Origin of the sequence: Vibrio sp. SCSIO 43155 (assembly GCF_023716605.1) — a bacterium.
Classification (GTDB): Bacteria; Pseudomonadota; Gammaproteobacteria; order Enterobacterales; family Vibrionaceae; genus Vibrio; species Vibrio harveyi.
The window spans coordinates 2,059,850-2,072,276 of the sequence record NZ_CP071852.1 but is presented as its reverse complement, the minus strand read 5'-3'; the positions used below and the strand labels follow the sequence as shown (position 1 = coordinate 2,072,276).

Below are 12,427 nucleotides of genomic sequence, written 5' to 3'. Positions count from 1 at the left end.
CTGTTTTCTTATAAAAATATGAACTTATGGCTTGCCAATTGGTTCTAAATTGTTACAAATACCATTCAGTTGTAACATTGCCATAAGGAATTGTAGATGAGAGAACTCACTCCCGAGTACTTGTTAGCCGCATTACGACAAGCGATCAAAACCAAAGGGCTAACATATCGAGAGTTATCTGAGAAAATGGGCATGCCGTTGTCCACTTTTAAACGTCATTTAACTAGCACTAACCTAGGTCTTGATAAGCTACTTGAGTATTGTCGAGCTGTGGATTGTACCCTCGATGAGCTTCAAAAGCTGGCAAATCAACTACAAGCTGAGGATCAGGACTATTTCAGTCGTACGCAGGATGAAGTCTTTTTCCAGTTTCCGCATCTTTACGATTTTTATCGAGAACTTCGAATGCTGAGGGGGAAGGATGGCTACACCATTCTTATGAAAAAGTATGATCTCTCAAAGCAAAGCATGTCTGACTACCTTGGTGCTCTAGAGCTGCTTGATTTGGTTTATGTGGACGAAGATAACAACATCACGCTTCACGGTCCGCTTTATTACAGCTATGCAGAAAACTCTAAACTTAACGAGAAGTACACCGAGATCCTTAAAGAACAAACGACTACACATGAGAAGTGTGTACGTGTAGCGCTATCGCGAATGAAAATCACGGAAGAACAGCTACTTATCTTAGAAGAGCAGATGGCGAAAACCGTGTTAGATTTTCATTCTAAAAACGTCGTTGCAGAGAACTTTAATGTGTCAGACTTTACCAATGTTTTGCTTATAGCAGGTCCGCATCAGCCTGTAACGTTTTCTGATGGTATTGTACAAACAGAAGTCAACTTCATTGATGACATTCGCTACGCTATCGCTTCGGCTGGGGATAAACCAAGCCTTTCGATATAGCTTCTAGTTATTTTTAGTGATTTATAGATTCACCCTTGAAATGTTTATTTAATGAACTAATATGACGAAGTGTCAATTATGACGATTCGTCAGAAATGTGGTGGCGTTTCTGCAAACCATATTCGTGTTACAATTCATTTGAGTTACACAGGGATACGGGACGAGGAAGTATGTTTAACTTTGGTTGCAACAAAGATGACAAGCAAGAGGGAGGCCGAATTGCTTCTGGTTTGACTAAGAAACAGCAGGCGATCGCTGATCGCGAGGTCGAATTAGTTCAACTGGCTAAATCTTTAGTGCAAGAACAAGGCTTTGCTAATCTCACCATGGATAAGCTAACGGCTGCCAGTCCGTATTCAAAAGGGACCATCTATAACCATTTTTGCAGCAAAGAAGATGTGATCCTTGCACTTTGTATACACTCACTGAAAAGTGAGGCGGTGTTTTTTGAGCGTACGGCAAATTTTGATGGCAACACGCGTGAAAAGATCATTGCAATGCATGTTGGGTATCGTATTTACGCCCGTATGGAACCCGTATTGTCGACTTGCGCTATTGTCGCCAAAACTCCTTGGGTGATAGAGAAAGCTTCACCCGCTCGACTGAATGAATTGAACAAGCTGGAAGAAGAAGTAATATCTGGAGCGGACGCATTAGTAAACCACGCCGTGGAAATTGGAGATTTAAAATTCTCTCCTGCTGTTGGTGCTGATGCGATTGTTTTTGCCAATTGGTCGATTGCGTTTGGTTCTAATGCTTTGGCGCAAAATGCATCTAACAGTCGATGTATTCAGCGTTTGCAAGACCCGTTTTCGGTATTACACAATGCGAATATGTTACTTGATGGATTAGGGTGGTTACCTCTCTCAACAGATTGGGATTACCGCAAAACCTGGCGTCGAGTTGAGCAGGAACTATTTAGCGAAGAAATTGCTTACCTTGATTCAGTCAATCGCTGAGTAGGGTATAAACCAATCGGTTATTCGATTGGTTTTTAAGTCACACTATTTGACGGATCGTCAATAACGATTGTTTTGGTATCAGGATTTTTAATCCCTAGAGTGCCAAAACTGCGTTATTAACGCATCTGGAATTAGAGAACAGCGTAAGCTGCTTTTTTAACTCCGTTTTTTGACGAAACGTCACAAAGGGAGAGTGTGATGAAACACCACCAAGCTCAACAAGCAAGCCCCGGTCAATGGGGGAAAATACCAACCAAGTACAGTCTTTGGGTTCTGCTGGCAACAGTATTACTCGTTATTATCGCAACGATCGGAGCAAAGAATCTCTATTTTCGGGGCGACTATAATATCTTTTTCGATGGCAGCAATAAGCAGTTATTAGCTTTCGACGAAATTCAAACCACCTTCGCCAAAACAGACAATCTTGCTATCGTGATCGCTCCTGATAGCAGAGAGGTGTTTACTCCTGAGATCCTGAAACTCATACAAAACTTAACAGTGGATTCGTGGCAAGTGCCGTATTCGAGCCGAGTAGACTCTCTGGCTAATTACCAGCACACGGAAGCGGTTGAAGATGATCTCTTGGTCGAAGACCTGCTTTACGAAGAGCATGAGTTGACTCCAGAGCGAATTGCGAAAGTAAAAAATATCGCACTAACAGAGCCAGTGTTAAAAAATGCGCTGATCTCTGCAAAAGGCGATGTCACTGTCGTGAATATCACCGTTCAATTGCCGGAGGTTGATAAAACAGCGGAAGTCCAAGAGGTGATGGCTCACATTAATCAGATGCTGGCGCAGTATCAGCAAAACTATCCAAATGTTGAGTTTCATAAAGCTGGTATTATCGCCATGAACTATGCCTTCATGACCGCAGCACAAGAGGATAGCGCTACCTTAGTACCAACGATGCTGTTGGTTATTTTGTTGTTCTTAACCATCATGCTGCGTTCATTCTTAAGTGTTGTCGCGACTCTTATTGTGATTATTGGCTCGGTGATAGCAACGATGGGGTTGTCTGGTTGGGCTGGTATGTTTTTAAGCACTGCGACGGTTAATGTGCCAACCTTGGTCATGACATTGGCTGTAGCGGACTGCGTGCATGTTATTGCAACTATGCGCCAGTCGATGCAAAACGGCTTTAGTAAGGCACATTCGATAGAGCGCAGTATCTCTCTTAACTTTATGCCCATCCTAATCACGTCAGTTACAACCGCAATTGGATTTCTGATGATGAATATGTCGGATTCTCCTGTGCTGCGAGATTTTGGTAACTTATCGGCATTAGGGGTGATGATTGCCTGTTTTCTATCAGTGACGCTGCTTCCAGCGTTACTCACACTATTACCAGTCTCAGTTAAGCAACCTGCCTCACAGAGCGGGACCGACTTCATGGACAAGCTAGGAGATTTTGTCGTTTTACGTCGTAACGTGTTACTGCCAATATCAGTGATCGTTATTGCAGTGAGTGCAAGCTTGATACCGTTAAATCGAGTCAATGATGAATCCGTAAAGTATTTCGATAATCGCAGTGATTTTCGTCAAGCTGCCGATTTTATGGAAGCACGTATCAGCGGCATGACCAATCTCAGCATTGCCATCAAAACCAATGAGTCGCAAGGGATTGCTGATCCTGTTTTTCTTACCGCTATAGGCAACTTTACCGATTGGCTTCGCGAACAACCTGAGACAGATCATGTTGCAACGCTCGCGGATGTATATAAACGCCTCAATAAAAACATGCACGCTGATGATGAGCGTTACTACTTACTACCACAAGATAGAGAATTGGCGGCGCAATACCTTCTACTCTATGAGATGTCTTTGCCGTACGGCTTAGATCTTAATAATCAGATTAATGTTGATAAATCTTCGATCAAAATGGTGTTAACCGTCGATAATTTAGGGAGTGTTGAATTAGTTGACCTTGAGAACCGAATCTACGCGTGGTTTGCCGACAATGCACCGCAATATGATGTGGTCGCATCGAGTCCATCATTGATGTTTGCTCACATTGGTGAGACCAATATGGCAAGTATGCTCTCTACGTTACCAATTACATTAGTTTTGATCTCTGCATTACTCATCTTTGCGCTGCGTTCGCTAAGGCTTGGTCTCATCAGCTTGGTTCCAAATATTGCCCCGGCCGTGCTTGGTTTCGGTCTTTGGGCGCTGATCTCTGGTGAAATCAATCTAGGACTGTCAGTCGTGGTGACCTTGACGCTTGGCATTGTGGTCGACGACGCGGTTCATTTCCTTTCGAAATATCAAAGAGCACGAAAAGAAGGACAAAATGCTGAACAGGCCGTTCGTTATGCCTTCCACACTGTTGGTCGTGCACTGTGGATCACTACCGTCGTATTGGTAGCAGGTTTCTCAGTATTGGCTATGTCGAGCTTTCGCTTAAATGCAGATATGGGGCAGCTTAGTGCGATCGTGATCTTTATCGCCTTGGTCGTGGACTTTTTATTCTTGCCAACGCTACTCATGCGTTTTGATAAAGCAGCATATGTCGAGCAAACAAAGACTAAAACGCCAGAAACACAAGCGAAGAAAAACATTACGGCATCGTTGTGATTGAACAGTGCCCTCAAGGAAAACAAGACAAGGACTATATGATGAAGTTATTTAGCAAACCTCTGAATGTCGTTACATTATCGATTTCTCTGTTAATGGCTCCTCTCACTTGGGCTGACGAAGCTAAAGGGTTGGAAATTGCACAAGAGCGCAAAGCGCGTGACCAAGGCTGGGGAGATTCTGTTGCCACCATGCAAATGATACTTCGCAATGCTCAAGGAGAAAGTAGTACTCGCTTGATGCGCCTAAAATCACTGGAGGTCGTTGATGATGGCGATAAAGGGCTAACTATCTTTGATGAACCACGAGATGTTAAAGGAACCGCATTTCTTAATCATTCACACACGGTGGGCGCTGACGACCAATGGCTCTATCTGCCCGCGCTCAAACGCGTAAAACGTATCGCTTCACGCAATAAATCTGGTCCATTTATGGGCAGTGAGTTTGCTTATGAAGACCTGAGCTCATTCGAGATTGAAAAGTACCGTTTCAATTACCTTAAAGATGAAACGATGAATGACCAAGAGACGTTTGTATTAGAGCAAATCCCGACAGATAAAAACTCCGGTTACACCAAGCAAGTGGTTTGGCTAGATCAAGCACATTATCGTCCTCTGAAAGTAGAATTTTATGACCGCAAAGGTGCGTTGTTAAAGACGTTAGAGTTTTCTGATTACAAACAGTATCTGAATCAATACTGGCGTGCCCACACTATGGCAATGATGAATCACCAAACGGGCAAGAGTACAGAACTGACAACCAGTGAATTGACGTTCCAGACCGGTCTTAAAGATAACGACTTCAACAAAAACATCCTCAAGCGTGTTAAGTAGGGAGGTTGAATGACTAGGGCAATCGCTGCTGGCCGAGTCTTGGCTAGCATTATGGCTGTGCTTTGTTCTTCGTCTTTGCTTGGCGCTGAATTGGCAGGTCAGGTTAACTTCGAGCATCGACAATTTTTCTCTGCCGGTGCTCAAGGGCAGAGCAAAGGGCAAACATCGCTAGTGTTGCAACCAGAGCTCTACTGGGATCTTCAAGATGGTGATGCGAGTTTCACCTTTACGCCTTTTTATCGTTGGGACAGCATGGATGATGAACGTACGCATGCTGATATTCGAGAAGCCTTGTATTTAACCTATTGGGATGACTATGAACTTCGTGTTGGTATCAGCAAGGTGTTTTGGGGGGTAACAGAATCTGCGCACTTAGTGGATGTTGTAAACCAAATTGATGCGGTAGAAGCGGTCGATGGCGAAGATAAATTGGGACAACCCATGGTGCATTTTACGTCCATCAAAGAGTGGGGAACGCTGGATGTGATGATCTTGCCTTATTTTCGTGAACGAACATTCGCGGGTAAAGATGGGCGTTTGAGGTTCGATCCTGTTGTCTCCGATGATGCGTTGTACGAATCGAGTCGAGAAGAAAAGCATGTAGATGTCGCGTTGCGGTATGCACAAATGTTTGGCGATTGGGATCTCGGCTTGAGCTATGTCTATGGAACGAACCGTGACCCGTATTTTCGATTCGAGCAAGGCGAGCTAAAACCTTACTACGCATTGATGAGCCATGTTGGACTGGATGTGCAGGGAATCGTGGGAGATTGGTTATGGAAACTTGAAAGTGTTTATCGTGATAGTTTTGATAATCATGTTAGTGTTGTTACCGGATTTGAATACACGATAGTGGGGGCTTTTGAAACGGTATGGGATGTGGGTCTTATCGGTGAGTATTTATATGATAGCCGTGGTAACAACGCGCAGAACATTAGTCAAAATGATGTCTTTGCAGGTGTTCGCTTAGCGTTTAATGATGAAGATGGCACCGAAATCCTAACTGGTATCACGCAAGATCTCGATAATACCGATGTGTACAACGCAAAACTTGAGGCTTCCAGCCGCATTTCAAATCATTTTAAGTGGCAAATTGATGCTTGGTTGTTTAAAAACGACACGCCAACGGACCTCTTGTATTTCGCAAGAGACGATGATTTTATCGAGCTATCTATCCAGTACTATTTTTAGTGCGGGAGATAAGTAAATCGAAAATTCTAAGGCAAAGAGATCCATGTCATTATTTTGACTGGCTACTAGAGCCGTAAGGAAGATTTATCGTTACTATTCCTTATGTTTGTTGTGGTTTTGATAGCGATGCGATAAGCAACTAACAAAACCCTCCGGTTTTACTTAGGGGTAGTAACGTTGAATTCATTTCGCTGGGACACTTATTTTGAAACAGGCATCGAAGAAGTCGATGAACAGCACCAATATCTTGTTGGATTTATCAACAAGTACGGCGAACTTTTGGCGCAAAACAGCATCACTCTCACGGACATTCAAGTAGCATTATTTGAACTGTCTCGCTATGCCGAGTTCCACTTCAAAGAAGAAGAGAACTTGATGCGAGAGGTCGAGATCCACCCAGAGCACCTAGAAAAACATATCCAAGTACACCGCGCATTTATGAGCGACATCATCAGTATGCAGAGCTTTATCAGTGATGCCAATAAACGCGCTGCTGAGCAGTTATTGGATTTCCTCATTCATTGGTTGGCTTACCACATTCTTGGTATTGATCAAAATATGTCTAAGCAAGTGGCTGCCATTCAATCTGGGATGTCACCGAGGGCGGCGTATGATGAACAAGAAAAGCAAGCCAACGCATCCACTGCGCCATTGCTGGATGCGCTAAATGCGCTATTTTCGCAAGTCTCCGAGCGAAATCGTGAGCTACTCAAGCTGAACCTAGTTCTAGAGGAAAAGGTGGATGAAAGGACGAAGCAGTTATCGAATGCAAATAAACAGCTAGAAGCCTTGTCCTTAACCGACTCATTAACCCAGTTACCGAATCGTAGAAGCGCGATAAAAACGCTTAAGAAATTGTGGAAGGATGAGGACGCCAAAGACCTGCCTTTGGTTTGTATCATGATCGATGCCGATTACTTCAAACAAGTGAATGATACCTGCGGCCATGAAGCAGGGGACTTAGTCCTAACCGAACTCGCGCAAGCATTGAAGCACTACTTCCGCAGTGATGACATTGTGTGTCGTTTAGGCGGCGATGAGTTTTTCGTAATTTGCCCAGATACCGGATTAGAGGGTGGTTTGCATGTGGCAGAGGCGGTGAGAAAACAGGTTTCCCATATGCTTGTTCCTACTTCGTTCGAACCTTGGCGAGGGAGCATCAGTGTTGGTGTCGCAGAGCGTCGAGACAATATGGAAACCTACACGGATTTAATTCGAGTTGCCGATGAGAGCGTTTACTTGGCAAAACAAAACGGTAAAAACCGAGTTCAAACCGTACAAAAACTGACGCCTTTAAACTAGACTGCTTCTCATATTTAATCGCCAAAGAAAACGGTCTTCTCTTCTCGCTTGATAAGAACAAAACCAGTGACTTTCTTTGGCTTCTTATGCAAAAACAACCTCGATAAAATGGGCGTTATTCCTAGACAACGCTGCTTTTTTTACGTTTTTGTGTTCTTTTTATTCAATAACCTCTTCTTTTCATAATTCAATTTGGCCTTGGTGGCGGGTTTGGCTACTATGTACAGCTATCAAAAAACCAATCACTCCCTTATGGATACTACCAATAGGTAGATGAGGAAACGATGCAACATCTAGAAGAGATCATTGCTAACGCGAGTGCAGCAATTGAAGCTGCAGAATCGCTAGTCGTACTTGATGAAGTGCGTGTTCAGTATCTAGGTAAAAAAGGTGAGCTAACTGCTCAACTTCAAAGCCTAGGTAAACTACCACCAGAAGAACGCCGTGAAGCGGGTCAAGAGATCAACAAAGCGAAAGGCGTGGTTCAGCAAGCTATCGCAGCTCGTAAAGACGCACTACAACGTGCAGAGCTTGAAGCGAAGCTAGCGGCAGAAACGATCGACGTAACATTACCAGGTCGTCGTATCGAGAACGGTGGTCTACACCCAGTTACTCGTACTGTAGAGCGTATTGAGAAGTTCTTTGGTGAACTTGGCTTTAACACTGAGTCTGGTCCAGAAATCGAAGATGCATTCCACAACTTTGATGCACTAAACATCGCAGCTGATCACCCAGCGCGTACTGACCATGATACTTTCTTCTTCAACCCAGATTTGATGCTTCGTACTCACACGTCAGGCGTACAGATCCGTACGATGGAAAATGGCAAACCACCATTCCGTTTCATCGCACCTGGTCGTGTATACCGTAATGACTACGACCAAACGCACACGCCAATGTTCCACCAAGTGGAAGGCATGCTGGTTGATGAGAACGTAAACTTCGCACAGCTGAAAGGCATCCTGCACGATTTCCTATGCAACTTCTTCGAAGAGGAAGTGGAGGTACGTTTCCGTCCATCTTACTTCCCGTTCACTGAGCCTTCAGCTGAAGTTGATGTGAAAGGTAAAAACGGTAAATGGCTAGAAGTACTAGGCTGCGGTATGGTTCACCCGAACGTACTACGTAGCGTAGGCATTGATCCTGAAAAATACTCTGGTTTCGCATTCGGTATGGGTGTTGAGCGTCTAACAATGCTTCGTTACGGCGTGAACGACCTACGTGCGTTCTTCGAGAACGATCTTCGTTTCCTAAAACAGTTCAAGTAATCCAGGGGATAAATCACTATGAAATTCAGCGAATCATGGCTTCGTGAGTGGGTTAGTCCTTCGATTACCACTGACGAACTAACTCACCAAATTACAATGGCGGGTCTAGAAGTTGATGACGTGCTACCTGTAGCAGGTTCGTTCAACGGCGTTAAAGTTGGTCACGTTGTTGAATGTGGTCAACACCCAGATGCAGACAAACTGCGCGTTACTAAAGTAGACGTGGGTGAAGAAGAGCTTCTAGACATCGTTTGTGGCGCACACAACTGTCGCCAAGGTCTGAAAGTAGCAGTAGCAACGGTTGGTGCTGTTCTTCCAGGCGATTTTAAAATCAAAAAAGCAAAACTACGTGGTCAACCATCTCACGGCATGCTTTGTTCGTTCACTGAACTAGGTATCGATGTTGAGTCAGATGGCATCATGGAGCTAGCAGAAGATGCAGTAATCGGTACCGATTTCCGTGAATTCCTAGGTCTAGACGACGTAACAGTAGACGTAGACCTAACGGCAAACCGCGCTGACTGTTTCAGCATTCGTGGTCTAGCTCGCGAAGTTGGCGTACTAAACCGAGCTGACGTAACTGAGCCATCAGTAGAAGCAGTAGCAGCTTCAATCGAAGACAAAGTGTCTATCGAAGTGAAAGCGCCAGCTGCATGTCCACGTTACCTAGGTCGCGTTGTTAAGAACGTAAACGTTCAAGCTGAAACGCCACTATGGATGCAAGAGAAGCTGCGTCGTTGTGGTATTCGTTCTATCGACCCTGTAGTAGACATCACTAACTACGTTCTTTTAGAGCAAGGTCAACCAATGCACGCATTCGATCTAGCGAAGATCGAAGGTGGCATCGTAGTTCGTATGGCTGAGCAAGGTGAGAAGCTAACACTTCTTGACGGTAGCGAAGCAGAACTAAACGCAGATACACTAGTTGTTGCTGACCACAACAAAGCACTTGCAATCGCAGGCATCTTTGGTGGTGAAGAGTCTGGTGTAACAACGGAAACTAAAGACGTTCTACTAGAGTGTGCATTCTTTGCACCTGACCACATCCGTGGTCGCGCACGTAGTTACGGTCTTCACACTGATTCTTCAATGCGTTTTGAACGTGGTGTGGATTACGCACTGCAGGTTAGCGCAATGGAGCGTGCAACTCAGCTTCTTGTTGAGATCTGTGGCGGTGAAGTAGCACCTGTTGTTGCTGTAGAGTCTGAAGCAGACCTACCTAAGCCAAACAAAGTTGCTCTACGTCGTACTAAGCTAGACAACCTATTAGGTCACCACATCGCTGATGCTGACGTGGTAGAAATCCTAGAGCGCCTAGGTTTGACAGTTGAAGCTTCTGAAGAAGGTTGGGTGGCAGTAGCACCAACATGGCGTTTCGATATCGCTATCGAGCAAGACTTGATTGAAGAAGTTGGTCGTATCTACGGTTACGACAACATTCCTAACCAACACCCAGCAGCAGCACTTAAGATGCACAACCACGTTGAAGCGGATCTTCCACTGAAACGCGTTCGTGATCTTCTTGTTGACCGTGGTTACCACGAAGCAATCACATACAGCTTCGTTGAGCCTGAGCAACAAAAGCTAGTTGTACCTGGTGTTGAGCCTCTAGTGCTTCCAAACCCAATTTCTGCAGACATGTCAGCAATGCGTCTTGGTCTTATCCAAGGTCTGCTGAACACGGTTGTTCACAACCAGAAGCGTCAACAGCCACGCGTTCGTCTATTTGAATATGGTCTACGTTTCATCCCATGTGAATCTGCAGAAAACGGTATGCGCCAAGAGCCAATGCTTGCCGGTGTTATCGCAGGTACTCGCGGTGAAGAGCATTGGGATATCGAAACTAACACTGTTGATTTCTTCGACCTTAAAGGCGATCTAGAAGCAATTCTAGAGCTATCTGCTAACGAAAAAGCGTACTCTTTCGCTGCAGCTAAGCACCCAGCACTTCACCCAGGTCAATCTGCGGCAATCATCGTAGATGGCAAAGAAGTGGGTGTGATCGGTACTGTTCACCCAGAACTTGAGCGTAAGTTCGGTCTAAATGGTCGTACTATCGTCTTCGAAATCGAATGGTCTGCAATCAACAGCAAAGTGATCCCAGAAGCGGTAGCACTTTCTAAATTCCCTTCAAACCGTCGTGATATCGCGGTAGTCGTGGATGAAGCTGTTGCATCTGGTGATATCGTTAACGCTTGTCTAGAACAAGGTGGCGAGTTCCTTAAAGATGCGAAGCTGTTCGACGTTTACGTAGGTAAAGGCGTTGAAGAAGGTAAGAAGAGCCTAGCAATCGCTCTGACTCTACAGTCACTTGAGCGTACTCTAGAAGATGCAGATATCGCTGGTGCGGTTGATGCTATCGTTGCTCACGTTTCTGAGAAGTTTGGTGCGTCTCTACGTGACTAATCTCATGTAACGTATCTTCTTAAGAAATGGAAACCCTGCTAGTTTGGCAGGGTTTTTTTATATCTTGAGAGATAGGAAATAGGGAATAACTAGAGCCAAACTGTCTCTACCTTCATCCTCTCACCTTCGAGGTGAATCTTATTCACGCCAATCCTTGCATTGCGGTTGTATTCGTCAATACTGTGGTCAAAACCGTAAGCAGTAGCGGGTGCCATATGTTGAGTGACTTCTTGGCGCGTTACAGTCAGTGCATCATGACCATGCCCGCAAATAACATCTTGAACTCGGTACTTAGCCAAAAGCGCATGTAAGCTTGCATTGTTTTCCAAGCAAATGGCTTGTATCCAATCCGAGCCTACGGGAATAATAGGGTGATGGATAACAACAATCGGATTGATCGCATGGCGAAGTTGTTTATTGAAGCGTGCTAGCCCACGGTTATCGACACGACCAGAGCCCAAAGGGTGGCGCGTATCCAAAGGTTTAGCACTCGAATCTAAGAACAGCATGTCACGGTTATGAATTTTGGCTTTATTCACTACGTTAATAGAGCTACCGACCAGTTCCCGCTTCATCAATTTGGTGTCATCATGGTTGCCTGCAATTGCGAATATTTCCTTATCGCGAATGTGCTTTTCTAGGAAACTTAGTAGTACACGGTAATCACCCGGTTTGGGGTTGCAACAAAGATCGCCTGTGAGCAAAAGGGTATCGCATGATGAATCTTTTTGAGCATAAAGAAGCGCGCTACGTAGATTCTCAAAGCTTGAATCGTCACTTAAATGGCAGTCGCTGATTTGAATAATTGATGTCATAGAGTTGCAAAGCAAAAACGGTAGTTGTTTGACGTTAGTCTATCATTCAATCTTTTGTTTTTGATATGCCTCTACCATTAAAAGGTTTCTCTAGGTCATCAGTTTAAAAGCGCAGTGCCACAGCTTAATCGATAACTGAAGAACACCAGCGCCTTTCTTAAACGTTAACT

At 44.6% G+C, this 12,427-nt stretch carries 9 protein-coding genes; 8 read left to right on the top strand and 1 reads right to left on the bottom strand.

Translation table 11 applies throughout. The annotated features are described in order from the left end of the window. Nucleotides 1-96: 96 nt before the first annotated feature. The 8 genes from J4N44_RS09305 (at nucleotide 97) to pheT (ending at nucleotide 11,442) form a co-directional block, all read left to right on the top strand. Nucleotides 97-906 (top strand): helix-turn-helix domain-containing protein, encoded by an 810-nt coding sequence (locus J4N44_RS09305; protein WP_005445576.1) that lies wholly within the window; start codon nucleotides 97-99, stop codon nucleotides 904-906. Between the two features lie 170 nt (nucleotides 907-1,076). Beyond that, nucleotides 1,077-1,865, top strand: coding sequence for a TetR/AcrR family transcriptional regulator (locus tag J4N44_RS09300; RefSeq protein WP_009697355.1), 789 nt, complete (start codon nucleotides 1,077-1,079; stop codon nucleotides 1,863-1,865). A gap of 201 nt (nucleotides 1,866-2,066) precedes the next feature. Continuing rightward, on the top strand, nucleotides 2,067-4,442 hold the full coding sequence (locus J4N44_RS09295; protein WP_038897609.1) for an efflux RND transporter permease subunit: 2,376 nt from the start codon (nucleotides 2,067-2,069) through the stop codon (nucleotides 4,440-4,442). Between the two features lie 41 nt (nucleotides 4,443-4,483). Next, entirely contained in the window at nucleotides 4,484-5,275 is a 792-nt protein-coding gene (locus tag J4N44_RS09290; RefSeq protein WP_503064197.1) for an outer membrane lipoprotein-sorting protein, read from the top strand. 9 nt (nucleotides 5,276-5,284) lie between these two features. Beyond that, nucleotides 5,285-6,466, top strand: coding sequence for a hypothetical protein (locus tag J4N44_RS09285; protein WP_252044330.1), 1,182 nt, complete (start codon nucleotides 5,285-5,287; stop codon nucleotides 6,464-6,466). A gap of 177 nt (nucleotides 6,467-6,643) precedes the next feature. Next, entirely contained in the window at nucleotides 6,644-7,768 is a 1,125-nt protein-coding gene (locus J4N44_RS09280; protein WP_101960460.1) for a GGDEF domain-containing protein, read from the top strand. A 284-nt stretch (nucleotides 7,769-8,052) separates the two neighbouring features. Beyond that, nucleotides 8,053-9,036, top strand: coding sequence for a phenylalanine--tRNA ligase subunit alpha (pheS, locus tag J4N44_RS09275; protein WP_005439802.1), 984 nt, complete (start codon nucleotides 8,053-8,055; stop codon nucleotides 9,034-9,036). 18 nt (nucleotides 9,037-9,054) lie between these two features. Further along, nucleotides 9,055-11,442, top strand: a complete 2,388-nt coding sequence (gene pheT / locus J4N44_RS09270) for a phenylalanine--tRNA ligase subunit beta (protein ID WP_049535856.1) — start codon at nucleotides 9,055-9,057, stop codon at nucleotides 11,440-11,442. An 89-nt stretch (nucleotides 11,443-11,531) separates the two neighbouring features. Here the strand turns inward: pheT and J4N44_RS09265 are convergent, their stop codons facing one another. After that, nucleotides 11,532-12,257, bottom strand: coding sequence for a metallophosphoesterase family protein (locus J4N44_RS09265; RefSeq protein WP_045490251.1), 726 nt, complete (start codon nucleotides 12,255-12,257; stop codon nucleotides 11,532-11,534). Nucleotides 12,258-12,427: the final 170 nt, after the last annotated feature.